This window comes from Mesorhizobium sp. P2_C4 (genome assembly GCF_056404575.1).
In genome coordinates this window covers 96,873-121,397 of sequence record NZ_JBFUDT010000010.1, presented here as the reverse complement: position 1 = coordinate 121,397, position 24,525 = coordinate 96,873, and the positions used below count along the sequence as shown (strand labels likewise).

The following is a 24,525-nucleotide window of genomic DNA, read 5'->3' as shown; positions in this document are numbered from 1 at the left end:
CGGTGAACCGCGGCCGTCAAGGTCGCGTGCTCGAACGAGAGCCTTCAGCACCTCCCCAATTTCGGCGTCGCGCCACCCCCCAACGACGCCGCGCGCCATTGGCGGGCGATTATGCACAGGGCTTCATCAACAGGAGTCAGAGATTCAGAAATAAGTATTTACAGATTAGACGGGCCGTCTACTATCCCAAAGCGGGAGGTGATCGAGCAGTTCCGGTGGTGATGTTAGGACGCTTTTCGTGTTCTGACTGTCGAGTCGACTCTTCAAACCTTAAAAACTCGTGGAATACGACTGAGGGATGGATGGTATTTTCGGCGAGTAACTTCCTATTTTTCTTTCTTCCGGTCGCCCTTTCCATCGCCTTTTTTGCCAGACCGTCGGCCTTCAGGCCAAGCCTTCTTGTTTTGAGCCTGGTGTTCTACTACTGGTCCTCCGGGTCATATGTCATAATACTCGTCGCAGACCTGATGGTCGCCTATGTCGGGGCGCTCACCCTGGATTTCTGCAAGGGGGCTCGATCGAGAAAGGCAATTGCCGCGGTAGCAATAGCTCTCCCCGTCAGCTTGCTTGTGTTCTTCAAATATCTCGGCTTTGTCGCGGCCAACGTCGATTCAGTTGCCGGCAGTGGCCTTGCGATGAAATTCGCCGGCGTCGTTCTGCCAATCGGCATATCCTTTTTTACCTTCCAGGCATTGTCCTACCTGATCGACGTCTATCGTCGCGCAATTCCGGCTGAGCCCAATGTCCTGCTTTTTGGCACGTACTTTGCGTTTTTTCCGCATTTGATCGCTGGCCCGATTGTACGGTATCGCGACGTAGTCGAGGACTTTCGAGCGCCGAAGGTATCTCTGTCGAACTTCTCCGCCGGAGCCACCCGCTTCGCTCATGGTCTGATGAAAAAGGTGATAATAGCCGACGGCGTCGCGCCTATTCCGGATGCCATTTTTGCCGCCCCGCACGATTCCATCACCTTCATCTCAGCATGGCTGGCGGCCTCCGCCTATGGCATCCAGTTGTACTTCGACTTCTCCGGCTATTCGGACATGGCCATCGGCCTTGCCCGCATGTTCGGCATCCGCTTTGCCGAAAACTTTGAGAGGCCTTACGCCAGCCGTTCGATCACCGAATTCTGGCGACGTTGGCACATCTCGCTGTCGAGCTGGTTTCGCGACTATCTGTACATACCCTTGGGGGGAAATCGGCATGGCAGGATCGCGACCTATCGAAACCTGTTGATCGTTTTCGCGGTGACAGGTCTCTGGCATGGCGCCTCGTGGACGTTCTTTTGCTGGGGGCTGTTCCACGGGGTTTTCATCCTGGGCGAACGCGTCGCGACCGGCGCATGGCCCAAAGTGCTCGAGAAGGAATGGCTGCGATATGCCTACTTCCTGCCCGTTGTAACGCTGAGCTGGCCGCTGTTCCGTTCGACGTCGCTCGAGCAGGCAATTTCATTGTGGAAGGCGATGGCTTTGCCGGCCGCCGCCGGCGCATTCAGCCTTGATGCCGCAGCCCCGATAGCCACGACCAGCCTAATCGCCCTAGCGGCCGGTGCGGCGATCTATGTTCTGCCTGGCCGGCTCTCGTTCGGCCAGTTGCTGACAAGCGAGACCAGAGGCGATAGGCTCTATGTCGCCGGCGCCTGCTACACGGTTGTTGCCCTGCTGGTCTGTCAGGTGTTGGCGCTGAGCGGTGGCTACACCCCGTTTTTGTATTTCCAATTCTGATGACAACAGCAAAAAAAATATGCGACGCCATTGTCACCGCGGCTTTCGTGGCGGTGGTCGCGTCTCCGCTGCTGGTGCTTGCCGTGCGGGGGGCTGTTGAGCCCTATGGCCAGAGAGAATTTACGCCCTTTCCCCCAATGGAAGTGCTTTCTACCGGCTCGAGCGGCGCATTCGATCAGATGGCTTCCGCTCTTCTGGAGCGTTCCCAGCTAAAGAAATCGGCCATTTCGATTCGGAATACCGTTTTGCTGAAGATCGTTCACCAATACGACCACAACAACGTCGTTACCGGAAAGGACGGCTGGCTCTATTGGAAGGGCGATTGGTTCGAGGGCCAATGTCAAAAGAAATATGACGTGGAAATGGCCGTCTCCCGCATGGACGCCATGCTCGACGTTGCCGGCGCGTCCGGAATTGAGATGTACTTTGCGATTCCGCCCGACAAATCAACGGTCTATCCAGAATTTCTCGACCCTCATTTTGAAAAGTTATGGGCCTGCAAACAGCAGAGCGCCGACCTTTTGCGATCGACGATCAGGACCGAAGCGCCTCGCGTCATTGACCACCTGACCTCACAGCTGGATGCAAAAAGAAATTCAACGGGAGACAGGCTGTATAGCAAGGTGGACACCCACTGGACCTATGTTGGCGCTGCCATCGCCCTTCGCCAATTGCTGGTTGCGGTTTTTCCGGAGGCAAAAGAGATACAGCCGCCCGCACTGACCGGGAAAATGACGTTGCGCCAGGCAGATCTTGAAACACTGATGCTGTTGGTCGGCAACGGTGAAGCGGAAAGCGAGATCGACCGCCCGGCGGAAACAAAAGCGCTATCTTCGGTCAAGCAGTTCGATCAGGCGAGTTCCACCGTCATCCTGCATGATTCATTCTTTAAAAAAATCGTAGGCTTGACGGACCCTTTCCGACACGCGGTCGCAGTTGGTCTGGGTGCCGGTCAACAAGAGATCACGAACGCAATACTCGCCAGCAACCGGCTGATCGTCAGCCGTGTCGAGCGAGCGGTGGTTGAGTCGGCGCTGACCGGCCCTCTTTCATGGCCCAGCCCGCTGGGTCAGGCTCTGGTCAAACGCAACGAACTGGCTGCCATGGACTGCGGGGATTTTGCTCCTGCCTCCGGCGTGCCGAGGCTCCTGGCCATGGTTGCGGACGCAAACGGTTATCTCACCACTGCCCCCGATCCCCAAATGGTCACCACCGTGCCCGTCTCGGCTGGTGGTGGAAGAACCCCCTGCGTTCGGCTGCAGCTGACATTGAAAGTTCCCGATACATTCGAGATCTATTTTTCACCCCATGATGGCCCGGATGGAGCTTTTGTTGCCGGTCGCTCGATTCAACTGCCTCTCGACGCCGGCGACCACGCGATTGCGCTGGTTCTTCCTGACTATCTGGCGGGGCGTTCCATTCGTATCGATCCAGGCGATTCCGGGCAGCAGACGACCATGAGGGATGTAGAGTTTGGCTGGCGTTCCTCCGCTGGCGAAGCAATCCGATGATCCTGTTTCGGTGTCAGAGCCGCTCCGTCGCGCGCACTGCTGCAGGCGTCACCGGTGCGATGAGCGCGAACAGCTGCAAAGCAAACAAAGGGATCATTGTTGAATGTTGTGCACGGTATGCGGCGGAACCGAGTTCACGGCACACACAGTCCTGTGGCCACAACTGATCGATCAATGGCAACTCTCGCCCGCTGAAGTAAGCTATGTCGACCGTCAGCAAGGCGAAATTTGCGCAAGCTGCGGTGCAAATCTGAGATCGATAGCACTTGCCAATGCGCTGCGCGCCGTTTGCGGAACGACGCATATGCTACGGGATTTTGTCGTCTCTGCCGATGCTGCGCATGTTCGCATTCTGGAATTGAACGACGCCGGCACGCTCAATCCAGTTCTGTCCAAAATGCCGAAGCATGTTTTCGGTGCCTATCCGCAGGTCGATTTGCACGCCTTGCCCTGGCCCAATGATACTTTCGACATAGTTGTCCATTCCGATACACTGGAGCATGTCGCCAATCCCGTCCACGCGCTGGCAGAGTGCCGCCGAGTTCTCAAGCCGCGGGGTGCGCTCTGCTTGACCGTCCCGATCATCGTCGGGCGAATGAGCAGGGGGCGAACGGGCCTTCCGAAAAGTCATCACGGCAGCCCGCAAGAGAGCGGCGATGACTATGTGGTCCATACGGAATTCGGTGCCGATGCTTGGTGCTTCCTCATGGAGGCAGGTTATTCCGAGTTGACAATTTTTCCGGTGGATTATCCCGCAGCACTCGCAATGGTGGCGCGCAGATAGCTCAGGCATGTGGTTCGTCGAGGCGTATGGCCGGAGGACTATCTCGAGCATGCACACACAACTGGTGCTCCGGTTTCAGAGCGATATGATGCGAAGGTGGCGCAATCTGACGAGACGCTTCTGCTGGCGCAATTCATCGGTGGCGTTTGGTGAGGACCATGAAGAATACCAGGAAATCTGCGCTGAACTACACCGGCGAGCGTTATCATCCGGAGCTGCTGGACGAAATTCGCCAGGAGCATATGCATCGCTATGCGTGGGCGCGTGGCCTGGTTGACGGACTTGATGTAATCGACCTTGCTTGCGGGGAGGGCTTTGGTTCGGCCATGCTCGCTGCGGCTGCCCGACGGGTGATTGGCATCGACATTTCAGACAGCGCTGTCAGGCATGCCGAGTCACGATATCAGGTTCAGAACCTTTCTTTCCTATGTGCCGACGCAGTCAACCTGCCATTGGCCGATCACTGCGCTGATGTGGTCGTTTCCTTTGAGACCATTGAGCATCTGGCCAATCAAGCCGGCATGATGGCCGAAATTCGTCGCGTTCTCAGACCTGCCGGGTTTCTTATCATATCCTCGCCCAACACTGAGGTCTATTCACACCGACAGGGTCACGTTAACGAATTTCATATCAGCGAACTGACCGGCCAGCAGTTCGAGAATTTGTTGAGAGAGCAATTTCCTGCACTTCGGCTGTTTGGTCAGCGGTTGACCGTGGCATCGTCGATCCTGTCCTGTCAGGGTGACGCGGGCGGGATAGCCAGCGTTTTTCGCGACGGAAGCAGTGTTGAGAGGACCGCAGGCGAAATCCCTGATACCATGTACTACATCGGTGTTGCCGCCGCGAACGAGGCCAGCCTGCCAGCGCTGGAGGCCTCATTTCTGGTCAGCGCAAGCTATGATGTCTACTGGAAAATCTTCGACCAGATAGCAGCGACCGGAGCGGAGAACGACCAGTTCGCAAAGGAAGTTCAAGCCTTGAGAGGCGAAAGGGTCGAGCTCGTGGCGAGGACCGAACATCTGAGCCAGCAGCGAGACAGGGTCGCAACTGAAAACTTGTCGTTGGATGAAGCTCTGACATTTGCTGTCGAACATTTTGCCCATGGCGATAGGGAGGAGCACGGTACCATGCCGTTTTTCGATTCAGAATATTACCTCAGAAACAACCCCGATGTTGCGAGCGCAGGTGTGAATCCGCTCCTGCACTATCTGCGTTCTGGGCGGCGTGAGGGTCGCCTGCCGAGAGCCGCGGCACAAAACAACCAGGCGCAAGTCCAACAAGCCCCGGTCAAAGAGAATACAAGGGAGAGCGCCGTGGGAACCGTTGCCGTTGAGGAGATGGAGGCTGCGGCAAAACGATATGCCGCGATCTATCGGGTAAGTCCGGCGCTTCACTCCGAAGATCATATGTTGGCGCACTTCCTGAAGATGAACGCCGAGGGCGGTTTGAAATTCTATTTCAAGGGTGGGCTGGCCGACGCGGAACAATTGATGACGACGATCGAAGGCCTCGGCGTCGACATGGACAATCTGAGGGTTCTCGAATTTGCCGCCGGCTATGGGCGGCTCACCCGTCACCTGCAGAAATTATGCGACCTGACGGTAAGCGATATCCACCCAGAAGCGGTGGAGTTCGTGAGTAAACATTGCGGATGCCCGACCTATGTGTCGTCAAAAGACCCCGACCAGCTTAAGATTCCGGGTCAATTCAATGTCGTCGCCGTCATATCGCTTTTTTCCCATCTGCCGGATCGCACTTTTGGCAGATGGCTGTCGGCACTCTATGCGCTCGTGGCGCCAGGCGGTTATCTGATCTTTACGACGATCGGCGAATCCGCTCGTGCCATCAACCCAAAAATACCAACGCCAGGGCCCGATGGCATGGCCTTCGACCCCATGTCGGAACAGAAAGACCTGGACACGCAGGACTACGGCAATGCGACGGTTCATCCGCACTATGTCGGCGTTCAGGTCGGCAGGCTTCCGGGAGCACGGCTGATATCCTACAAGGCCGGCGTGTGGTGGAAGTATCAGGACCAGTACGTTGTACAAAAACCTGCTTGACGCTTTCGCCGCATCGCGGTGGTTCAAAGGCAAGGGGGAGGACTCAACGATGGAGCCAGTGAATGAACCGAGCCGCAACAGCGAGCCGGTCCGGTCGTCACAGGCGTTTGAAACGAGCGATTTCCTGCGGGCCCTCGCCAAAGTATGGGCAGACAGATATTCGGTTAGTCCCGAACTTCATGAGTATGACCACATTTTCGGCCATCTGGTCGCCCGGTTGTCGGCGGGCGAGGAGATGAAGATATTCGAGGCGCTGAAGCACTATTTCGAGAACGGAGCTGCCAACGCGCAACAGGTGCGCGAACTCATGGCATCACTGGGCTTGGCCAAGGACGCGAGGGTGCTGGAGTTCGCAAGCGGCTATGGACGCGTGACGCGCCATTTGAAGGACTTGAATTTCGTCGCATGCGACATCCACCCCGAAGCGGTGTCTTTCTGTGCGGATGTGTTGGGGGTCCCGGCGATTCCCTCCGCCAGTATCCCCGAAAATTGGCAGCCAGGCGAAAAGTACGATTTCATCTTCGCGATTTCGCTGTGGTCCCATCTGCCGGATGGCTTGTTCCAGCGCTGGTTGTCCTCAGTATGCGACGCGCTCAAACCGGGCGGCTATCTGATGTTCTCCACGCACGGGGCGCATGCAGCAACCGTCGTTCCCCAGCTTGCCGAAGTCATCAAGGATGGTCAGCAATACGGCTATCTGGATGGATCGGATCAGAAGGATCTCGATTCGTCGATCTACGGCTCCACCATCGTGTTACCGCCCTATGTGCTCAAGGCGATCTACAACGCCACGAAGGCGCGCGTCGTTTCGTTCAAGCCGGCCGGATGGTGGGGCTTGCAGGATGAATGGATCATCCGGGTTCCCTAACTTGTTTGTCCCTTTGGCGTAAGGCTTTGGCGGCTGGCTGAGACAGGCCTGCCGGCAGCCTGAGCGCCATGCGCCCGGTTCCGGGGCGTATGCACCTTGTTCCGCGGCGAGTGGGCAGCAACCGAAAGGGCTGGCCGATCGGACAGGAAGTCGACGATCTTCTTCATGGTTGCCCCGGAGAAAGCGTCGTCCCAGTTGGTCGGCCAATCGAGGTGCGAGCCTTGCAGTCGCCGGTCGTATTGATCGACACGCGAGATGGCGTCCTTGAGCCCGGCGATCACGCCTTCCAGCGTCGGCTCCACGGCGATGAGGTTGGTCGATATATTCCGCAGGCTCTTCGCCGTCTTGTTCTCGAACGTGTTGGTCACGGTCCACATTCCCGCCGACGCCATTTCAAGCGGCACCAGACTGGGATGCGGCGTCATCATGAGCGAGAGGCCGACATCATGGTGCGGCAACCGTTCGGTATAGGTTTGCAGATCGGTCTTGGGCATCATCTCCATGACCACATCGCGAGCCAGCCTGATCTTGCTGGCGCCGCCGATCGAGCCCATGCCGTAGAATTTCCACTTGCTGGCGTCGAAATCCGGGGAAGTGGCCAGTTCTGCGAGCGCTTTCAAGCCGAGTTCGAACAGGTTGCGCGATGCATGCGCTTCCGGACGAGCATAGAAAAGAATGCGCCGCTCGTGATGGCGCATGTCGTTCAGCGAGGGCGTGAATTTCTGGATCGCGTTGCGGAACACAGCATGGTGTTTTTCCGCGTCAGGCTGCGAGAATATGCCGATCTTGTTCAGCTTGAAAAAGTCGCGCAGCAAGGGCGTCGAGAAAAGCTGGAACTGCGGGAAGCCGTAGGACTGCCGGAACAGCGCGGCGATCGTGTTCATGGGCAGGAAATAGGGTTCGTATTCCTGGACCATGAACATGAAACGGTCCTGTCCCAATTGGCGGCTGGCATGGTGCGCGATATGCGCGCCCCAGCCATTGGTAGCGATGAAGCGATCGTCGGGATTGACGGACAATTCCTCCTTGCGGTCGTGCCGATGCTCGATTTCAATCTCGTCAAACAAGTGCTCGATGCAAGGGTAGCCTTTGATGCGCTCGCGAGCGAGCGCCAGGTCCAGTTCCGTATATTCCAGCGTCACGATCCGGACGAGAAAACCTTCCCGACGGAGCCGAAGCGCCAGACTGAACATGCCGATATAACCGCCGAAGATGTATTTGAAATCTATCGTGGCCAGGAGGATGTTGACGCGCTTTGGCTCGCGGCTCGACACCCGCAGCGTCAGCGGCTGGATGTTGTGAAAAATCCAGTTTGCCTCCATATCCTCAACGCGCGGTATTCCGCCGGGGATCGCGACATTCGGCGCGGTTGCAGATCCTGTAGCGACCCTGCGGGCATGCTGCAGGTATCGGGCTTTCTTCAATCGATAGGCGAGATTCCTTGCTCTGGCGCCGAAGGCGGCATTCATCAACAGTCCCTCGACGTTCAATGTCGAATGCCGCCGCAACATGCCCGAAAATTTCAGGCGAATCGGTTCGATCACACTGGTCGTCAGACGTAGGATTTGGTTGGTCGTCTTCTTCAGGCTTCCCGGCATTCCAGGATTTCGCAGCCGAAGTGTCTCTGCGAATACGGCCTTTTCCAGCGCCCCCGAGAAGTCCACGCGTGCTTGCTGCAGCAAGGTGCGACCGGCATCAAGCAAGGCGTGCTTGTTTCCTGCGCCTTTGAGGATGGCCCCTATTGAATGGGAAACGCCGGGGTAGCGTTTGACCACTTGCCCCACAACGTTCGCTCCATGCTGATGATAGTCGTACAAAGGTTCGTCGACATAGGAAATTCCGCCCGCAGCCTCGGCCGTAAGTGCAATCCATTGATCATGGTAGGCATCCATCAGCCGTTGCGGAAACGGCAGGATCCGGTCGAGAATGTCGCTGCGAAACAGGCTCGCGGCACCGGTCACAGAATTGGCCAGGAACAGCGAGAGGAAATCCGCGTATTCATTTTTGCGGTGGTTCCAATATGTTTCGGAGACAACCACATTGTCTGTAACGATGCGGCAGTCGCTAAACACGAGTTTCTTATTCGCCGGCAAAGTTTGAAGGAGCTTCGTGAGTTTGTCGGGGTGCCAATGATCATCCTGATCCGCCAGCGCAACGAACTCCGCATCGGCGGGTACTAGAGAAAGGCATTCTTCGAAGTTACTGTAGAAGCCCTTGCGTGCCTTGTTCCGCACATAGATAAACCGGCTGTCGTTTTCGATCATATCAAGAATATCGTCGCGACAGGCGGCTATAGAACTATCATCTGTAATAATGCAGATCCAGTTCTCATGATCCTGCGCGCGTATCGATCCGATCTGCTGCTTCAGAAGTTGCAAAGGCGGATTGTACGCTGCCATGCAGATGGCAACCTTGGGACCGTTCGCCGGCCATTCTACCGCCAGCGGGCGTCGGTTGCTCTCCGGCTGGAACTCGAAGACGCCAAGAGCTTGCTCGATGATCTTTCCCGATTTCAGCTCGGCACGAAGTCGCAATTCGCGGGTCTCCGGCGCTGTAATCTCATCGATCGGCAATATCGTGATGAACTCGGAAAACAGGCTACCGCCACTCGGGTCCTGCGCTGGATAGAAATATTGCAAAACGTCCGGTCGGGCCCAGGAATGGTTTCGGATTTCATGCTGCCTGGTTCCGTCCAGGACGTAGAGTCGTCTGATCGGATTGCCGGGACAAAAAGCCCAGCCCTGCAGGTACAGCGCGAGCCCCTTGCCGACGTGAATCGAACGACCGGAAGGAACGTCAATTCCGCACAGAAGCCTGGGTTCTGTTGGATCTGCAGGGGAGCGTGTTCCGGAAGGCAGTGCTTTGGGAGGCGGTGAATTGGCCTGGTCGATGACGGGCACTTTTCGAAAAGCAAAAAAATCAAAAAACTGCTGAATACCGAGACGTCCAGCTGTCGTGAGCAGAGAGCCAAGATTGGCTTTATTCGACGGATGATCTGTTCGAGCGGTCAGTATACCTCGTGTATTTACCAAGGCTCCACCCATCTATATTTCATTATTCGTTTTCATGTCACGTTTAGGGCGTGAAGGCTATACAGAATCCTTCGTCATCATCCATGCTTATGGGGGAAGGTTACCCCCCAAAGATTCATATCGCAATATGCTTTCTTCGATTATCTACAACTAGTATATTCTACTTCTGGTAGAATATATGACTTATGTTGCTCAATCGGAAAGTATGACGGGTTTCGCATCGTAATTGCAAAAAAATCGGGTTTTATGATTTCTATGACGACTGTCGTCTCTATGAGTAATTTTGGCATTTGTACGAAATTACAAATGATATGCCGTAAATATCGTTTTCCGGACGCATCTCTCTCCGCCATCAACAATCCGCTCATCCCTTCGCCGTTAATCGGCCACGAGCCATTCGTCGGCCAGACAGCGAGACCACGGTGTCCGATTTTATCGTCCTCAAGGCGATACTGATTGTCGCGCTCATTCCGCTGGAGCGGCTTTTGCCTCTGGACGAGGAGCAGTCACCGGCGCGGCGGCGAGGTCTCGCTTGCACCAGCCCGCCAGTCGGAGCGATCTGTCTCGCTAACTCGATTTTGGAAAGTCTGCGGTCTCCCGGAAAACCCGTCGCTCCAAGTCTATTCCATGTCGGGTACGTCGCCGCTGGCGAAAAGCACGGTCGGTGGTCCGTAGTCACCAAGCGCCGGGTCGGCATCGCGGCTCCAGGCAATCACACCGACATGCTTTGCGGCGAGCCCCTTGGCCGTTCGGACGGCGCGGTCCTCGCTCTGCTGGTCGACCGGCCCGAAGGCCGCGAACAGCTCGCCGTCCTCGCCGCGGTCAAAGGCGACGACGACGATCAGCTTCGGGTTCTTTTGGCCATCAGACATGTTGGGAACCCAGGGTCTGTTGAGTGCCGACGCACGAGGCTGCGGCACGGTGTGACGATGTCAACAGATCCCTATCATAGTATCGCGAATTGAGTCGCGTTCGGCTTCAGCTTCTGGTGAGATGGCGCCATGCGGGATCAACATTTCGACGAGCCGGTTCGCGTCGCGCTCGGCCGATCGGGGAACATCATCTTTACCGTCGAGCGCGTCGCCCAGGCGGCCGACATCCTGCTCAATCGCTGGCCGGCCAAGACAGGCCGCTTTCACATTGCCGCCCGAAAGGCCTGCCTCGCCACGCTGGAAGGGTTGAAGGAGGCGCGCTACGCCCGCGCGGCATTCATCAATGCGGCAATCGAGGCCGACATCCTGGTCGAGCGCGACAGGGTCGTCTAGCGCTGTAGCGAGATTGGCCTGGCTCGCTGTTCCTCCGGTTGTTGAAAAACGGCCCGCACCAACGCGGGCCGTTCAAAATGGCTCAGTGGTTTGCGTCCTGATGTCAGGCGGCGTAGCCACCATGGCCCCGAGCGACCGGCTTGACCGAGACGATCGGCGCGGCGGCAGGCCACAGCACACCCGCCGTGACGGCAAAGGTGATCAGGGCATCCCGCGCGGCTTCGGTCGAGATCTCGCCGGCACTTGCCGCCTCGCAGGCCTTTACGGCCGCGCCATAGCTCAGGCGCCGGCGCGACGGCGGAAACTCGGTCAGAAACTCATGCATTTCGGAGAGCGAGGCGAGCATGCGCTTGTGGCCGGCGCCAACGGTCACGGCAACCGGGGTGAAGAACATCCTGTCGTGCATTTCTGGCCTCTCGAGTTGGGCGGAGGTGACGGCGGTCGCCGCTCTCCGATCAGGGTCGGACGCCGGGAAACGCAGATGGTGGCCTGAGGTTCCAAAAATATCGAGATTTTTCGTCGGCGACATTCACGTAAAACGACATTCGTCGGTCGGCGCCAACAAGACTATTTCCACATGCCGCGCATGCGGGCACCGAGATCGACCTTGACCTCCGGCCGCCGGCGCGGATCGTCCTTCGCCTGCACACTGGCCCACGATGTCTGCTCGAAGACGGCAAGCAGCGAGGCCGGGATGAAGCGGGTCCGCGCGGCATAGATGTGGCGGTCGCCGCGCGCCTGCTGCTGGTGCGGGTAGAAGCGCTGCGGCAGCACCAGGTGCAGGCCGTCCTTGGCCCGCGTCATCGCCACATAGAGCAGCCGGCGCTCCTCCTCGATATCCTCCTTGGTGCCGACGCCGAGATCGGCCGGGATGCAGCCGTCGACGGTGTTGAGCACGAAGACGTTCTTCCACTCCTGACCCTTGGCCGAATGGATGGTCGACAGGATCAGATAGTCTTCGTCGCGATGCGGCGGGCCGGCCTGGTCGCTGGTGGCGTCCGGCGGGTCGAGCGTCAGCTCGGTCAAAAAACGCTCGCGCGACGGATAGCCCGACGCAATCTGCTCGAGCTGCAAAAGGTCCGCCCTGCGTGTGGTCGCGTCCTCGTGGATGCGCTCCAGATGCGGCTCGTACCAGAGCCTGATCCGTTCGAGGTCGGCCGGCCACTTGGCGCCGCCGCGCAGCCCGCTGTAGAGGTCGAGGAAGCCCGGCCAGGCTTCAGCGGCGCGCTGCGGCGGCCGGTAGCGGGCAAGGCCCATCGCCTCGTCGAGCGACGTCGCCATCGCCTCGACGATCTGCGAGGCGGCGGACGGGCCGATGCCCGGCATCAATTGCAGCACGCGGAAGCCGGCGACGCGGTCGCGCGGGTTCTCGGCAAAGCGCAGCATCGCCAGCATGTCCTTGACATGGGCGGCGTCGAGGAATTTCAGCCCGCCGAACTTGACGAAGGGGATGTTGCGGCGCGTCAGCTCGACCTCCAGCGGCCCGCTGTGGTGCGAGGTGCGAAACAGCACCGCCTGCGCCTTCAGCGCCGTGCCCGCCTCGCGCTCGCCCAGGATCGCCTGGCAGACATAATTCGCTTGCTCGGCCTCGTCGCGCACGCTGACCAGTTGCGGCTTCTGCGACGACCGGCGTTCGGTCCACAGGTTCTTGGTGAAGCGCTCGGAGGCTTCGCCGATCACCCCATTGGCGGCGGCAAGGATCGTCTCGGTCGAGCGGTAGTTGCGCTCCAGCATGACGATCTCGGTCGGCCTGGCGAACTGTTTGGGGAAATCGAGGATGTTGCGCACTTCGGCGGCGCGGAACGAATAGATCGACTGCGCGTCGTCGCCCACCACGGTCAGCCCGGCGCCATCCGGCTTCAGCGCCGTCAGGATCGAGGCCTGCAGGCGGTTGGTGTCCTGGTATTCGTCGACCAGCACATGGTCGAAGCGGGAGCCGAGATGCGCCGCGATCTCCGGCTCGGCCGCCATCTGCGCCCAGTAGAGCAGGAGGTCGTCGTAATCGAGCACATTCTGCGCCTGCTTTGCCTCGACATAGGCCGCGAACAATTCCTTGAGCTGGTCGGCCCAGCCGGCGCACCAGGGAAACGCTGATTCGAGCACCTCGCCGAGCGGCGCCTGCGCGTTGACGGCGCGCGAATAGATCTGCAGGCAGGTGCCCTTGGTCGGGAAGCGGCTTTCGGCCTTGGAAAAACCCAGCTCGTGCCGGGCTAGGTTCATCAGGTCGGCGGAATCCTCGCGGTCGTGGATGGTGAAGGCCGGATCGAGGCCGATCTCCAGCGCGTAATCGCGCAGCAACCGGGCGCCGATGCCGTGAAAGGTGCCGGCCCATGTCAGCGCATCGGTGATGATGGAGGCATCGCGGCCCAGCACCTCGCCGGCGATGCGCTGGACGCGTTTGGCCATTTCCGATGCGGCCCGGCGCGAAAACGTCATCAACAGGATGCGCCTGGGGTCGGCGCCTTTGACGATCAGATGCGCGACGCGGTGCGCCAGCGTGTTGGTCTTGCCGGAACCTGCACCCGCAATCACCAGCAGCGGCCCGGCAATCTGGCCGTCGCCATGCTCAACGGCCAGCCGCTGCTGGTCGTTCAGCTTGGCGAGATAGGCCGGCTGGAAAGTCGAATCACGGGCGACGATGGTCATCGCCCATCAAGCATCGTTTCCGCTTTGTTCGCAACGGGGCGGCATTCCGCAGAGCGGGGACAGCCGAGGAACGACGCTGCGGGCTAACGCAGAGGGTCGACACCTATCGCCGCAGACTGTCGCCGCAGCGCCTCGCGATTGGCCTTCGATGGCATCAGCAGCGGATCGACATTGCCCGGCACGTCGTCGATCAGCTGTTTCGTGACGCGATAGGCCACATAGGCGATGGTTCCGGCGATAAGCAGACGGATCATGGTTGCACCTCCATTGGTTTAGACCAACCGGGGAGGCGGCCTTAGGTTCCGCGATTGTCCTGCAACATTGAGTCCACGCAACCAAATCGGGCACCGCGTCGTTGTCCAACGAGAGGAGGTTGCGATGAAAAAGCTCCCGATCTTGCTCGTCCTGGCGGCGGCGCTGGCTGTCGCGGGTTGCGACAACAATGTTCCACCAACCAAGGCCACTGGTGGCGATCAGAATCGTCAGGTCGCTCCCACGCTCAAGCCGGCAACAGGCGCTGAACCGGCTACGCCAACCGCGCAATGACGATCGGGGCAGGGTGGGGAAAGGAGGCCGGCGCCGCTTGGGAGGTTGCCTGATAGCGCCGGCCAGGCGGATATCAGGTCCGCCGCGCGGCGGAGGATAGCTGAGTCTTTCCCTTGCGTCATGGTGCTATTGCGGACGGCCGTTTGACCACTCGCAGAAGGGTCAAGGCGCGAGAAAGCCGGGCAACGCGGCGGCCTGCTTTACCCAGCTCGCCATCTGCGCCTCGTCGAGCTCGTCGCCTTCGCGGATGTCGATGTAACGCGTGTCCTTGCCCTTGCTGGCGCCGGGCGGGATCGGTCGCAGCGACATGCCGCGGAAGAAGGTCACCTTGACGTAGTGCGTGAAGCAATGGACGCCGAGGAACCAGCCTTGGCCCTCCATGCCGTACAATGGCGAGTTCCATTTGACCGCCTTGCGCACGCCGGGGAGGGTACGCACGATGAGCGCGTCGAGGCGGTGCCCGACATGCCGTTTCCAGCCTGGCATTGCGGCGATGTAGGCCTGCACCGGGGCGTCGCCGTCCGCCTTCGCGATCTGAGGGTTGCCGCCCGAGAGGAGCTTCATAGGCTCGGCCTTCGCGCCTGCCTTCGGCAGCGCCTCGGCCTTGTTCGTCTTGGCCGCTTCCCCAACACGCTTCATGTCGTCTGCTTCTGTACCTTCGCTCGCGTGCCCGCAGGTGCTTTCTTTTTCGATTTGGCCTGATTGTAATCAATAGCGGCGCAGATGAGATTTTTCAGAGCCTGCTCATCGATCTCATCGTCCTCGAAAAGATCGATGGCTCGCCACACCTTGCCGCCAAAACCGGCGTTGAAGAGCTTGTCGGGATCCGCGAGGCTCGCGCCATGGGAAAAGGTAAGCTTCACCTTGTCCTTGTGGGCGTTGCCGACCGCGATCATTCCGTCGCGAGACCACACCGGGCTTCCCATCCACTTCCATTCCTCGATGATACCAGGGTCGGCTTCGAGGATGCACTTGCGGATGCTGGCGAGCTTTTTGCCACGCCAGTCTGAGAGCCCCGCGATCAGCTGATCGATTTGTTGTGATGGGTTCATTGCATGCCTCGAACTCTTGTCTCTCGGTGCGATTTGCCTGCGGCGGTCTTCGCGATCACCGCAGCCTCGTCGTCGGCCTTCCTGGGCGTCTTGCTTGCCATTGCGCTCAAGCGCCGGCGCGCCGTTCGCCACGCCATCTGGTGGCATAGGGTAGCACGAACATATAGAGCCCCGTGAACAGCAGCAGGAAGAGTGGCAAGAGCGGCGCGTAGACCACCCAGGCGGGAGGTTGCCCCAATCCCATGGCGACGAAGTTGGCGATGACGGTCGCCGTAAAGGCGATGGACAACCAACGGTGACTCTGCCGGATCCAATTGTTCCAGTTCAATGCAACCTCCTTTGAAAAACGAACAAGGCCCGCCCTACCAGCGCGCCAGCTGGGTGATCTGGATGAGGTTGCCGCAGTTGTCGTTCAGCTGCGCGATGGTCGAGCCGGTCACCTGGGTCGGCGGCATGGCAAACTCGGCACCGCGCGCCTTGATGCGCTCGTAGTCGTCGTTGACGTCGTCGGTGAAGAACATGACCGCGGGCTGACCCTGCTGGAATATGGCTTGCTGGTAAGCCTTGGCCGCCGGGTTGTCGTTGAGCGCGAGTTGCAGCTCGGTTCCATCAGGCTCGTCGGGTGAGGCCACGGTCAGCCAACGATAGGGCCCGTTGCTGAAATCGGCCTTTTTGGTAAGGCCCAGCACGTCGGTGTAGAAGCGCAGGGCGTTTTCCTGGTTGTCCACGTACACGCTGGTCAACTTGATCTTCATTGCAATTGCTCCGTTGTTGCGTTTGGGTGTGCCGCTCTGGAGACAGGGCCTGCTCTGATTTGCGTCGGCAGACTTCAATCTGTCCGCGCCAGGACCTGTTCCAGATTTGCAAAGAACTGCCGCCACCCGGCATGGGCGCCGCCATAGGCCTGCTTCTGATCCGGCCGGAAGCCCGACTGCTCCATGCGCAGGTGAGTCCCCGCGCTCGTTGGCGTGAGCGTAAAGGTCACCACGCTCTCTAGATTGTAGGCGGCATCGTCGTGCGCAAAATTCCAGGTGTAGGAGAGCGTCTTGTTCGGCTCGACGGCGAGGACCTCGCAGTCCAACACGCCGCCCCAGTCTCCGCTCAGATTGAAACTATGGCCCACGACAGCTCTAAAATCGTTCTTCATCAGCCACTCCGCGATCAGGTGCGGTTGTGTCAGCGCGCGCCAGATCTTTTCCGGCGGGTAAGGGATTTCACGTTCGACAATGACCGAACGCCTTTGCGTCGCGGTATTGCTCATTGGTCCATCCTTTTCAGCAGATCTTCGAGGTCGTCGAACCGGCTTTCCCAAAACCCGGCCATCTCACTTGTCCAGTCGAGCAGCGGTGCAAGCGCGTTGAGCTGCGCGCTATAGTGGGTCTGTCGTCCTTCATGGCGGTCGCGCACCAACCCGGCCTGCCTAAGCACGCCGAGATGCTTTGAAACGGCCGGTTGTGAGACCCCGGACTGCGCTGTCAGCGCCCCCACTGTCTGTTCACCTTGGCGGCACAGGCGCTCGAAAATCCCCCGACGCGTCGGATCGGCCAATGTTCTGAAGAGCATATCGTGAGCGTTCGTCATGTGAGATCGATAACCCGCTGGCTATTGATTGACGTATAACCGCCGAGATATATGTGAGTCAAGTGAGACCATGGAACGGCACATGGTTCTTGTCGGATGCGGGGGCGTGTCGGCGGACAATCAATCCGATGCTGGCTTAAGCAGATGGCTGCAGAAGGCCGTCGCCGTTCAGCCGCTGGTCTCGAGATCCAGCTGGCTCTGCGTCATCGCCGCCTCGGTCATTACCCAGTGCTTGAACAGCGCCACCTTGCGCGCGGCAAGCGCCTTGTCCGGGCAGACGAAATACCACCCGGCCGTATTCGGGTGGTGGATGGCGAACGGAGCGACCAGCCTTTCGGCGCGGATGTCGCTGGCCATGTAGGCACGGTTGGCCACGGCAAATCCCAGCCCGGCATTGGCCGCCTCGTAGGACATCATGCACGAGTCAAAGAAGATGCTCTTGGCTTCATCGAGTACGGAACTGGCGCCGGCGAAGCCGAGCCAGGATTCCCAGTTCTGGGTGCAGGTGTCGGAATGCAGCAGCGTGAAGTATCTGAGATCGTCCGGCGTCACTTTCGACAGCGGCTTGTGGCCGAGAACCTGATGGAAGAGTTTGCGGCTGCACACCGGCGTCAGGTCTTCTCTGAACAGCAGTTCGGATTGCAGGTCGGGAAAGCTGCCGTCGCCATAGCGGATTTCGACATCGAATTCGGACGTCGGGAATTCGTGCGTCGCGTAGGAGGTTGCAACGTGCAACTCGATCTCGGGATGTTGCTGCTGGAACAGTGGCAGGCGCGGAAACAGCCAGCGCGCCGCAAATGTCGGCAGCACCGATATTTTCAGCACATGCTCCTGCGACTGCCCGGTCGCTTCCATGCTCGCCGCGACGATGCGCTCGAGCGCTTCGCGAACCCGCGACACATAGGTCTCGCCCTCGGGCGTCAACGAAACGGCATTGCCGCCGCGCAGGAAAATCTTGAAGCGCAGCTGGTCCTCCAGGCTCTTGACGCGCTGGCTGACCGCCGAAGCGGTTATGAATTGCTCTTCTCCGGCGCGCGTAAAATTCTTATGCCGCGCAGCACTCTCCACGATTTTCAGCGAATTGAGGTTGACCTGACTGAGCAGACGCACGGGTTTCGACCTTAAGCTTGGCTTACGGTAGCACCAGCATTCCTAATTTTACAGGGGGGGCTAATTTAATCAACTGTCATTTAAGTCCCGCCCCCATCCTGGAGAAGTAACATGAACGCACATAGCATTCCCGAACTGCGTTACGCGATGAGTCGCGAAGCCATCATCGGTCACGAAACGGCGTGGAAGATCTCGAGCTTCGGTGTCGCGCAGTATCGCCATGGCTATGATCCGGCACTGCTTGCCGCGATCGAGGAGGCTGCGCTGAAGCTCAAGGGCAGCCACGCCGTTCACAAGCATCTCGATCTCACCTTCATCACTGGCGCCGACCGCTTCATTCCGGAGATCAAGGAACTCCTGCATGACAAGCTGCGTCTGGAGCGGCTGTCCGACATGATGGGCACCAAGCTGGAGCCGTATCCGCTGTCGATCGTCGGCTCGACCGTCACCTTCATGAATCCCAGGGATGGCGCCGTCGACTGGCATTGCGACGGCGTTCCGGTCACCGAACTCATTCCGCTGTCGATCAGCGACCCGCTGGTCGGCGGCCATCTCGAAATCTACTGCGACGATTCGGAAACCGGCCGTGCCATCCTCGAAACCGGCCGCGAGATCCCGCGCAACCGCGTCATGCGTATCGACCACAAGATGAACTACGCCACGCTTGGCCAGTTCCTCGGCGTCCTGCATCGCACAGCCCCCATCCAGCTTGGCGAGCGCGTTACGCTGGTGCTGAACCAGCGCTCGGTGGCCAAGCCCTATGTCGACGACAACCGCATGTTCTATCTTGCTGCCGACAACGATCATGACCGCGAATGGGTCAACGAACTGGCCGAGGATGTCTGGACCAACCAGCTGCCGGCCTATCGCCGGTTCGAAGAGGAACGTCCGGTGCCGGTAGCCACGGATGCGCCGGTTTCGGGCGGGGCAAGGGACACATGGTAGCCAAATCCGCGCTGGTCTTTGCCGCCGGCGCGGTCGCCTTGTGGTCGACCAACGCACTGGTCGGCAAATCCCTGCTGGCAAACTATCCGGTATCGCTGGTGCAGTTTCTGCAATTCGTCGGAGCGGCACTGGTCTTCGTCACTATCCGATTGATGTCTAGGGAGAACGTCCGGTCGGAAAATGCCCCGCCGGAAAACGCCGTGCCAAAGGACATCATCACGGCGGCGAAGGCCGCACTGGTGCCGGTCGCGGTCGGCTTTGTCGGCCTGGTCGGCACGATGGTGCTGCAATACATTGCTTTCGCCTCGATGCCGGTGATCGAAGCCAACCTCGTCGCCTACACCTGGCCGTTGATGGTCGCTGCGGCGGTGATCGTCCTGGAACACCCGCGACGCCCGGTGCTGCTCGGGCTGACCGCCGCGCTTGGCTTTATCGGCGTGGCGTTGGTGATTTCCGGCGGCCGCGAAGCTTCCTGGTTCCAGGGCAATCTTGTCGGTTACCTCGCAGCCTTCGGTTCGGCACTGTGCATGGCCTTCTACTCGATCGTCGTCGGTCGCCTTGCCGCCTCGCCGGACCGGCTGCTTTTGCCGTCGGCCCTGATCGGTGTGGTTCTGACGCTGCTGTGGTGCGTTCATGACGGCATCGTCTGGCCGACCGCTGCGGATCTGCTTCTGGGGCTCTATCTCGGGGCCGGTCCGATGGGGCTCGGCTACTACTTCTGGTCGCGCGCCCTCAAGCTCGAAGGCGGCGGCAAGGTTGCGATCGTCGCCTATCTTACGCCGATCGCCTCGACACTTCTGCTGACCCTCTCCGGCGAAAGGCTGACGATGACGGCGATTGCCGGTGCCGTCCTCGTCATCGGCAGCTGCATTGCGGTGGGCGTCGAACGCTCGGAGGCTGGAAACCATGCTTGACGACGATGAACGTCTCGCCAGACAGGAAGCGTACTGGCTGATCAGGGAGTTCGGGGCCGAAGCGCCACTTTACGCCGCGATGAAGGCGGAAAAGGCGATCGAGCACAGAGATTTCGGTCGCTGCGCCCATTGGAAGCGTATTCTGGAGATACTGGCCGACTCCAGTCCCGCCAAGTCTGCGGATTCAAAGTCTGCCGCTGCCAAGTATTAGATTTTCTAATTTGCACGGCCCGAGTCTTCGGTAGAAACATCATCTCGTTCCGAGTCTTGATGGTTTACTGAGATTTGGGCGTCCCGTTGGGGGGATGAATTTAAATCGATACATCAAGAAAACTCTAGAAAAAGTCGGCGATTTACAACCGACGGGAGAAAAAAGAATGTCCAGTATCGACAACAAGACAGCTATCGAACTAACCGCCGACATCGTCTCTGCCTATGTCGGAAACAATCCGCTTCCGGCATCCGGCCTGCCGGATTTGATCGCCAGCGTCAGCGCATCGGTTCGCAAGCTGGGCAGCATGGCCGAAGCGGAAAGCGTCACCCTCACTCCAGCCGTCAACCCGAAGCGGTCGGTGTTTCCCGACCACATCGTCTGCCTGGAGGATGGCAAGAAGTTCAAGTCGCTGAAGCGACACCTCAGCACCGACCATCATCTCAGCCCGGACGAATACCGGGCCAAGTGGGGTCTGCCGCCGGATTACCCGATGGTGGCGCCAAACTACTCCGCCACCCGCTCGGCGCTGGCAAAATCCTCGGGGCTTGGCCGCAAGCCGGCCACGCCTGCCGCCGCAGCCAAGGTGACGAAGCGCAAGGCAAAAACCTGAGCGCAGGCCGACCGCCGAAAAGCGGTCGTCGCTTGCAGTATCAGTCATAAACGGCGCGCTGTCGGCGCGCCGTTTTATGCGCATTGTGCGGTCAAGGCCGGGCTTGTCGGCCGCAACGGCACCGGCCGGCAGCTCTTACCTTCATCGCCTTATCTGGGGCTGGTCATGCAGGACCACGCTCAGCAACGAACTATGCACCACAAGCTTTCCATTGTAGTCGATGAATCCAAGTTCGCGGAACTTGTTCATGAAGTAGCTGACTCTCGGTCGCGTTGTGCCAATCATTTCGGCAAGCGTTTCTTGGTTGACCTTGCCGAGAATGGGTTCGGGCTTCCCTTCCTTGCCGAAATTTGCCAGCAATAGAAGCGCACGTGCCAGGCGCTTTTCGCTCGAATTGAAAAGCTGATCGACCAGATCCTCTTCCACGCGGATGGTTCGCGCCAGAAGGTGGGCGATGAACATTTCCGAAAAGGCCGGCTCGTCGTGCAGAACGCGCATGATCGCCTTCTTGTCGAGGCGCATGATCTCGCAATCCGTCATCGCATTTGCCGTGGCCATGCGTCGTGTCTGGCCGGCCAGGCAGCCTTCGCCAAAGAAATCGTCGGTCCCCATTATGGCGACGACGGCTTCCTTTCCCTGTTTGGAGAGGACGCTGACTTTGACCTGACCCTCGTTGATGTAGAAGACCGAATCCGCGACATCGCCTTGCGAGAATATCTTCTGGTTGGGTCCATACCATGTGATCGTTCGCCCAAGATCGGCTTTCGCCAAAAATGCCTTCGGATCGAATGGCTGATCTGATTTTCCTTCCATCAATGCCCCCATCCACCGACAAGGTTCGATTTCTTTGCGGATAATATCATGACGCCGGCAAGGCATCAGCCTCGGTGAAACAAAATCCGGTCAATTTTGACCAGACGCGGCGCGCCGCGAAGGCTATCCAGTTGCGATCGGCGTCATTCGGGTTATCCCTCCCTCCCGATCTCCTGGCGTCTTGATGAGTCTCCGGCCGGGGCTTTTCGCCAGGCAAGGCATGCCCGGCGGCTCGACGCCGACGACTTGATGGTGGTGGGAAGCAGAACGCCAGTCGCAACACTTACGTTACCCAAGCGTCGAACTAACCTAACAGTGCTAAGTGTCCGCGGCCAGGGTTTGCTGGGCGGCCAGGGTTCGCTGGGATGCGATTTCCTCTCGCAGCGTGTCGGCAATCTCCGCCAGGCTGTGTCCGGCCTCGGGATGGGCGTCGTGCAACAGGCCGGCAACGGTTGCGACGTCCAACCTGCGTCGACGCCGCCCGGCATCGGAAACGGCATCCGCGATCTTGAGCGCCAGGGGAAGCGCGGGCATCCTCGAAACTCCAATGCCACTCTGGTTCATTCGGGTCCGACTGAGAGTTTGTACGCGCCTCCCGGTTTCCGCTTCAAGCCAGCTTCCGCCGCCATGCTGAAAATCCCCGGCCGGGGTTTCTGCTGACGTAACCAATCGCGGCGGGGGGGTTGGGGGCAATTGGATTTTCGTCAGCTATCCAAGGTTTAGGCCGCACGCCGGGCGCCAGTCTGTTCAATATTGACCACCGGGCGCAGACGGCCGAGCCGATAAACATTGACTTCTAAGCCATCCTTATACGGCCAACCCAGAGCGAACTTGTTCGTCTCTTGGTCCGCAAGGCCTTGCGAAGCGCCGGTCTCCCGTGCAAAAGCGCCGCTATGCTTGTTATTTCAGACCTTTCGCTCCGCATGGCCGGACGCCTGCTTCTCGACCATGCCTCGCTGACCTTGCCGGCCGGCACCAAGGCCGGGCTTGTCGGCCGCAACGGCACCGGCAAGACGACCTTGTTCAAGGCCATCACCGGTGACCTCGCTTCCGAGACCGGTTCGATCAGCCTGCCCAAGAACACCCGCATCGGCCAGGTGGCGCAGGAAGCGCCCGGCACCGAGGATGCGCTGATCGAGATCGTGCTCAAGGCCGACCTTGAACGCTCGGCTCTGCTCGAGGAGGAAAAGACCGCCACCGATCCGCACCGCATCGCCGACATCCACATGCGATTGGCCGATATCGACGCGCACTCGGCCGAGTCGCGCGCGGCCACCATTCTCGCCGGCCTCGGTTTCGACGATGCGGCGCAGCGGCGCCCGGCCTCCTCCTTCTCCGGCGGCTGGCGCATGCGCGTGGCACTTGCCGCGGTGCTGTTTTCCGAACCCGATCTTTTGCTGCTCGACGAGCCGACCAACTATCTCGATCTCGAAGGCACGCTGTGGCTGGAAAACTATGTGTCGAAATACCCGCACACTGTCTTGCTGATCTCGCACGACCGCGATCTGCTCAACCGCGCCGTCAACTCGATCGTCCATCTCGACCAGAAGAAGCTGACCTTCTGGCGCGGCGGCTACGACCAGTTCGAGCGCCAGTACACCGAGCAGAAGGAGTTGCAGGAAAAGGGCCGCGTCAAGCAGGAAGCCGCGCGCAAGCACATGGAATCCTTCGTCGAGCGCTTCCGCGCCAAGGCGTCGAAGGCCAGGCAAGCGCAGTCGCGCATCAAGGCGCTGGAGAAGATGAAGCCGATCGCCGCGATCGTGAACGACACGGTGCGGCCGTTCTCCTTCCCCGAGCCGGTCAAGACCGTAGCCTCGCCGATCGTGGCGCTCAACAACGTCAATGTCGGCTACACCGAAGGCCAGCCGATCCTGAAGAAGATGACGCTGCGCATCGATGCCGACGACCGCATCGCGCTGCTCGGCGCCAATGGCAACGGCAAGTCCACCTTCGCCAAACTTCTGTCCGGCCGGCTGAAGCAGGAGACCGGCACCATGACTGTGGCGCCGGGGCTGAAGGTGGCGATCTTTGCCCAGCACCAGCTCGACGATCTCCGCCCTGAAGAAAATGCCTACGAGCATGTCCGCCGGCTGATGCCGGAGGCGCCGGAATCCAAGGTGCGCGGCCGCGTCGCCCAGTTCGGCCTGACCACAGAGAAGATGAACACCGCCGCCAAGGACCTGTCGGGCGGCGAGAAGGCGCGGCTGTTGATGGGCCTGTCGGCCTTCGAGGGGCCGAACCTGTTCATCCTCGACGAGCCGACCAACCATCTCGACATCGACAGCCGCGAATCGCTGATCCATGCGCTGAACGAGTTTCCCGGCGCCGTCATCTTGATCTCGCACGACCGCCATCTGCTCGAAGCGACTGCCGACCGGCTGTGGCTGGTCAAGGACGGCGCGGTCAATCCTTATGATGGCGACCTGGAAGACTACAAGACGCTGGTCACCGGTGTATCAGGCGACCGTCGCGGCAAGCGCGAGGCCGAGAAGGCGTCAAAAGCCGACCGCCGCCGCGATGCGGCGGCACGGCGCGCCGCCTTCGAGCCGCTAGCCAAGGAAATCCGCGCCACCGAGGCGCTGATGGACCGCATCCGCAAGCGCATCGACGGCATCGAGGACGAGCTTTCCAATCCGGCGGTCTATGAAAAGGACCCGTCAACCGCGACGCGGCTGGCCAAGGAGCGCTCGCAACTAGCCCAGACCCTTGCCGGCCACGAGGAAAAATGGCTGTCGATGTCGGCGGAGTATGAAGAAGGCACGGCGGAGTGAGTGCGTAGTCTCCCCCCTCGTGGGGGAGATGCCCGGTAGGGCAGAGGGGGGCGCTGTCCCGCCAACCTGTCAGCCT

Annotated in this window: 26 protein-coding genes; 12 read left to right on the top strand and 14 right to left on the bottom strand. The window is 59.6% G+C overall.

What is annotated here, in order from left to right; all coding sequences use genetic code 11:
• The first annotated feature begins 302 nt into the window (after positions 1–302).
• From AC1DX6_RS27955 to AC1DX6_RS27935, 5 genes are all read left to right on the top strand, one after another.
• Positions 303–1,724, top strand: a complete 1,422-nt coding sequence (locus AC1DX6_RS27955) for an MBOAT family O-acyltransferase (RefSeq protein ID WP_477319363.1) — start codon at positions 303–305, stop codon at positions 1,722–1,724.
• Positions 1,724–3,235 carry an alginate O-acetyltransferase AlgX-related protein gene (locus AC1DX6_RS27950; protein ID WP_477319361.1) on the top strand — a complete coding sequence of 504 codons (1,512 nt, stop codon included), beginning with the start codon at positions 1,724–1,726 and terminating at the stop codon, positions 3,233–3,235. Before AC1DX6_RS27955 ends, AC1DX6_RS27950 begins: the two co-directional genes overlap by 1 nt.
• A 103-nt stretch (positions 3,236–3,338) precedes the next feature.
• Positions 3,339–4,019, top strand: a complete 681-nt coding sequence (locus tag AC1DX6_RS27945; RefSeq protein ID WP_477319359.1) for a methyltransferase domain-containing protein — start codon at positions 3,339–3,341, stop codon at positions 4,017–4,019.
• Positions 4,020–4,177: 158 nt separating this feature from the next.
• On the top strand, positions 4,178–6,082 hold the full coding sequence (locus AC1DX6_RS27940; RefSeq protein WP_477319357.1) for a class I SAM-dependent methyltransferase: 1,905 nt from the start codon (positions 4,178–4,180) through the stop codon (positions 6,080–6,082).
• Positions 6,063–6,950 carry a class I SAM-dependent methyltransferase gene (locus AC1DX6_RS27935; protein ID WP_477319355.1) on the top strand — a complete coding sequence of 296 codons (888 nt, stop codon included), beginning with the start codon at positions 6,063–6,065 and terminating at the stop codon, positions 6,948–6,950. Before AC1DX6_RS27940 ends, AC1DX6_RS27935 begins: the two co-directional genes overlap by 20 nt.
• On the opposite strand, the gene AC1DX6_RS27930 is transcribed toward AC1DX6_RS27935, so the two are convergent.
• Positions 6,947–9,994, bottom strand: coding sequence for a rhamnosyltransferase WsaF family glycosyltransferase (locus tag AC1DX6_RS27930; protein WP_477319353.1), 3,048 nt, complete (start codon positions 9,992–9,994; stop codon positions 6,947–6,949). The two genes, AC1DX6_RS27935 and AC1DX6_RS27930, sit on opposite strands and share 4 nt — an antisense overlap.
• A gap of 608 nt (positions 9,995–10,602) precedes the next feature.
• A complete protein-coding gene (locus tag AC1DX6_RS27925; protein ID WP_477319351.1) occupies positions 10,603–10,854 on the bottom strand; it encodes a hypothetical protein in 252 nt (83 codons plus the stop codon).
• Positions 10,855–10,983: 129 nt separating this feature from the next.
• Here AC1DX6_RS27925 and AC1DX6_RS27920 point away from each other — a divergent pair, with 129 nt between their 5' ends.
• The gene (locus AC1DX6_RS27920; RefSeq protein WP_477319350.1) at positions 10,984–11,247 is read left to right on the top strand and encodes a DUF982 domain-containing protein; all 264 of its coding nucleotides are present in this window, start codon (positions 10,984–10,986) and stop codon (positions 11,245–11,247) included.
• Between the two features lie 103 nt (positions 11,248–11,350).
• On the opposite strand, the gene AC1DX6_RS27915 is transcribed toward AC1DX6_RS27920, so the two are convergent.
• From AC1DX6_RS27915 to AC1DX6_RS27905, 3 genes are all read right to left on the bottom strand, one after another.
• Complete coding sequence (locus AC1DX6_RS27915) at positions 11,351–11,653, bottom strand: DUF982 domain-containing protein (protein WP_477319348.1); 303 nt, start codon at positions 11,651–11,653, stop codon at positions 11,351–11,353.
• Between the two features lie 161 nt (positions 11,654–11,814).
• On the bottom strand, positions 11,815–13,893 hold the full coding sequence (locus AC1DX6_RS27910; protein ID WP_477319346.1) for an ATP-dependent helicase: 2,079 nt from the start codon (positions 13,891–13,893) through the stop codon (positions 11,815–11,817).
• Positions 13,894–13,976: 83 nt separating this feature from the next.
• Positions 13,977–14,147: a hypothetical protein gene (locus tag AC1DX6_RS27905; RefSeq protein WP_477319345.1), complete on the bottom strand. Its 171-nt coding sequence runs from the start codon at positions 14,145–14,147 to the stop codon at positions 13,977–13,979.
• Positions 14,148–14,271: 124 nt separating this feature from the next.
• On the opposite strand from AC1DX6_RS27905, the gene AC1DX6_RS27900 reads away from it, so the two are divergent.
• Complete coding sequence (locus tag AC1DX6_RS27900) at positions 14,272–14,439, top strand: hypothetical protein (RefSeq protein WP_477319343.1); 168 nt, start codon at positions 14,272–14,274, stop codon at positions 14,437–14,439.
• 162 nt (positions 14,440–14,601) lie between these two features.
• Here AC1DX6_RS27900 and AC1DX6_RS27895 read toward each other — a convergent pair whose 3' ends face one another.
• The 7 genes from AC1DX6_RS27895 to AC1DX6_RS27865 all read right to left on the bottom strand — a co-directional run bounded on the left by AC1DX6_RS27895 (position 14,602) and on the right by AC1DX6_RS27865 (position 18,182).
• Positions 14,602–15,078, bottom strand: coding sequence for a DUF1801 domain-containing protein (locus AC1DX6_RS27895; protein WP_477319342.1), 477 nt, complete (start codon positions 15,076–15,078; stop codon positions 14,602–14,604).
• Positions 15,075–15,491: a DUF1801 domain-containing protein gene (locus AC1DX6_RS27890; RefSeq protein WP_477319340.1), complete on the bottom strand. Its 417-nt coding sequence runs from the start codon at positions 15,489–15,491 to the stop codon at positions 15,075–15,077. Before AC1DX6_RS27890 ends, AC1DX6_RS27895 begins: the two co-directional genes overlap by 4 nt.
• A gap of 106 nt (positions 15,492–15,597) precedes the next feature.
• Positions 15,598–15,819 carry a hypothetical protein gene (locus tag AC1DX6_RS27885; RefSeq protein WP_477319339.1) on the bottom strand — a complete coding sequence of 74 codons (222 nt, stop codon included), beginning with the start codon at positions 15,817–15,819 and terminating at the stop codon, positions 15,598–15,600.
• Positions 15,820–15,853: 34 nt separating this feature from the next.
• Positions 15,854–16,246, bottom strand: a complete 393-nt coding sequence (locus AC1DX6_RS27880) for a VOC family protein (RefSeq protein WP_477319338.1) — start codon at positions 16,244–16,246, stop codon at positions 15,854–15,856.
• Between the two features lie 74 nt (positions 16,247–16,320).
• Positions 16,321–16,752, bottom strand: coding sequence for an SRPBCC family protein (locus AC1DX6_RS27875; protein WP_477319336.1), 432 nt, complete (start codon positions 16,750–16,752; stop codon positions 16,321–16,323).
• Complete coding sequence (locus tag AC1DX6_RS27870) at positions 16,749–17,072, bottom strand: ArsR/SmtB family transcription factor (RefSeq protein ID WP_477248176.1); 324 nt, start codon at positions 17,070–17,072, stop codon at positions 16,749–16,751. The genes AC1DX6_RS27875 and AC1DX6_RS27870 overlap by 4 nt, the downstream gene beginning before the upstream one ends.
• A 168-nt stretch (positions 17,073–17,240) precedes the next feature.
• Positions 17,241–18,182 (bottom strand): LysR substrate-binding domain-containing protein, encoded by a 942-nt coding sequence (locus AC1DX6_RS27865; RefSeq protein WP_477319334.1) that lies wholly within the window; start codon positions 18,180–18,182, stop codon positions 17,241–17,243.
• Between the two features lie 111 nt (positions 18,183–18,293).
• On the opposite strand from AC1DX6_RS27865, the gene AC1DX6_RS27860 reads away from it, so the two are divergent.
• From AC1DX6_RS27860 to AC1DX6_RS27845, 4 genes are all read left to right on the top strand, one after another.
• Entirely contained in the window at positions 18,294–19,127 is an 834-nt protein-coding gene (locus tag AC1DX6_RS27860; protein ID WP_477319333.1) for a hypothetical protein, read from the top strand.
• Entirely contained in the window at positions 19,121–20,041 is a 921-nt protein-coding gene (locus AC1DX6_RS27855) for a DMT family transporter (protein WP_477319332.1), read from the top strand. Before AC1DX6_RS27860 ends, AC1DX6_RS27855 begins: the two co-directional genes overlap by 7 nt.
• Complete coding sequence (locus AC1DX6_RS27850; RefSeq protein ID WP_477319330.1) at positions 20,034–20,252, top strand: hypothetical protein; 219 nt, start codon at positions 20,034–20,036, stop codon at positions 20,250–20,252. The genes AC1DX6_RS27855 and AC1DX6_RS27850 overlap by 8 nt, the downstream gene beginning before the upstream one ends.
• Positions 20,253–20,418: 166 nt before the next feature.
• Positions 20,419–20,865 carry a Ros/MucR family transcriptional regulator gene (locus AC1DX6_RS27845; RefSeq protein ID WP_477319328.1) on the top strand — a complete coding sequence of 149 codons (447 nt, stop codon included), beginning with the start codon at positions 20,419–20,421 and terminating at the stop codon, positions 20,863–20,865.
• A 141-nt stretch (positions 20,866–21,006) separates the two neighbouring features.
• On the opposite strand, the gene AC1DX6_RS27840 is transcribed toward AC1DX6_RS27845, so the two are convergent.
• Both AC1DX6_RS27840 and AC1DX6_RS27835 read right to left on the bottom strand, forming a co-directional pair.
• Entirely contained in the window at positions 21,007–21,678 is a 672-nt protein-coding gene (locus tag AC1DX6_RS27840) for a Crp/Fnr family transcriptional regulator (RefSeq protein ID WP_477319538.1), read from the bottom strand.
• Between the two features lie 318 nt (positions 21,679–21,996).
• Positions 21,997–22,212 (bottom strand): hypothetical protein, encoded by a 216-nt coding sequence (locus AC1DX6_RS27835; RefSeq protein ID WP_477319326.1) that lies wholly within the window; start codon positions 22,210–22,212, stop codon positions 21,997–21,999.
• Between the two features lie 359 nt (positions 22,213–22,571).
• On the opposite strand from AC1DX6_RS27835, the gene AC1DX6_RS27830 reads away from it, so the two are divergent.
• Positions 22,572–24,449 (top strand): ABC-F family ATP-binding cassette domain-containing protein, encoded by a 1,878-nt coding sequence (locus AC1DX6_RS27830; RefSeq protein WP_477319324.1) that lies wholly within the window; start codon positions 22,572–22,574, stop codon positions 24,447–24,449.
• Positions 24,450–24,525: the final 76 nt, after the last annotated feature.

Excerpts from the sequence above, each read along its gene's own strand:
- AC1DX6_RS27835 (WP_477319326.1), bottom strand. The coding sequence starts at position 22,212 with ATGCCCGCGCTTCCCCTGGCGCTCAAGATCGCGGATGCCGTTTCCGAT.
- AC1DX6_RS27830 (WP_477319324.1), top strand. The coding sequence starts at position 22,572 with ATGCTTGTTATTTCAGACCTTTCGCTCCGCATGGCCGGACGCCTGCTT.
- AC1DX6_RS27860 (WP_477319333.1), top strand. The coding sequence starts at position 18,294 with ATGAACGCACATAGCATTCCCGAACTGCGTTACGCGATGAGTCGCGAA.
- AC1DX6_RS27845 (WP_477319328.1), top strand. The coding sequence starts at position 20,419 with ATGTCCAGTATCGACAACAAGACAGCTATCGAACTAACCGCCGACATC.
- AC1DX6_RS27880 (WP_477319338.1), bottom strand. The coding sequence starts at position 16,246 with ATGAAGATCAAGTTGACCAGCGTGTACGTGGACAACCAGGAAAACGCC.
- AC1DX6_RS27870 (WP_477248176.1), bottom strand. The coding sequence starts at position 17,072 with ATGACGAACGCTCACGATATGCTCTTCAGAACATTGGCCGATCCGACG.
- AC1DX6_RS27955 (WP_477319363.1), top strand. The coding sequence starts at position 303 with ATGGTATTTTCGGCGAGTAACTTCCTATTTTTCTTTCTTCCGGTCGCC.
- AC1DX6_RS27930 (WP_477319353.1), bottom strand. The coding sequence starts at position 9,994 with ATGGGTGGAGCCTTGGTAAATACACGAGGTATACTGACCGCTCGAACA.
- AC1DX6_RS27920 (WP_477319350.1), top strand. The coding sequence starts at position 10,984 with ATGCGGGATCAACATTTCGACGAGCCGGTTCGCGTCGCGCTCGGCCGA.
- AC1DX6_RS27925 (WP_477319351.1), bottom strand. The coding sequence starts at position 10,854 with ATGTCTGATGGCCAAAAGAACCCGAAGCTGATCGTCGTCGTCGCCTTT.
- AC1DX6_RS27915 (WP_477319348.1), bottom strand. The coding sequence starts at position 11,653 with ATGCACGACAGGATGTTCTTCACCCCGGTTGCCGTGACCGTTGGCGCC.
- AC1DX6_RS27890 (WP_477319340.1), bottom strand. The coding sequence starts at position 15,491 with ATGAACCCATCACAACAAATCGATCAGCTGATCGCGGGGCTCTCAGAC.
- AC1DX6_RS27910 (WP_477319346.1), bottom strand. The coding sequence starts at position 13,893 with ATGACCATCGTCGCCCGTGATTCGACTTTCCAGCCGGCCTATCTCGCC.
- AC1DX6_RS27840 (WP_477319538.1), bottom strand. The coding sequence starts at position 21,678 with ATGGAAGGAAAATCAGATCAGCCATTCGATCCGAAGGCATTTTTGGCG.
- AC1DX6_RS27940 (WP_477319357.1), top strand. The coding sequence starts at position 4,178 with ATGAAGAATACCAGGAAATCTGCGCTGAACTACACCGGCGAGCGTTAT.
- AC1DX6_RS27875 (WP_477319336.1), bottom strand. The coding sequence starts at position 16,752 with ATGAGCAATACCGCGACGCAAAGGCGTTCGGTCATTGTCGAACGTGAA.
- AC1DX6_RS27850 (WP_477319330.1), top strand. The coding sequence starts at position 20,034 with ATGCTTGACGACGATGAACGTCTCGCCAGACAGGAAGCGTACTGGCTG.
- AC1DX6_RS27895 (WP_477319342.1), bottom strand. The coding sequence starts at position 15,078 with ATGAAGCGTGTTGGGGAAGCGGCCAAGACGAACAAGGCCGAGGCGCTG.
- AC1DX6_RS27950 (WP_477319361.1), top strand. The coding sequence starts at position 1,724 with ATGACAACAGCAAAAAAAATATGCGACGCCATTGTCACCGCGGCTTTC.
- AC1DX6_RS27900 (WP_477319343.1), top strand. The coding sequence starts at position 14,272 with ATGAAAAAGCTCCCGATCTTGCTCGTCCTGGCGGCGGCGCTGGCTGTC.
- AC1DX6_RS27945 (WP_477319359.1), top strand. The coding sequence starts at position 3,339 with ATGTTGTGCACGGTATGCGGCGGAACCGAGTTCACGGCACACACAGTC.
- AC1DX6_RS27855 (WP_477319332.1), top strand. The coding sequence starts at position 19,121 with ATGGTAGCCAAATCCGCGCTGGTCTTTGCCGCCGGCGCGGTCGCCTTG.
- AC1DX6_RS27905 (WP_477319345.1), bottom strand. The coding sequence starts at position 14,147 with ATGATCCGTCTGCTTATCGCCGGAACCATCGCCTATGTGGCCTATCGC.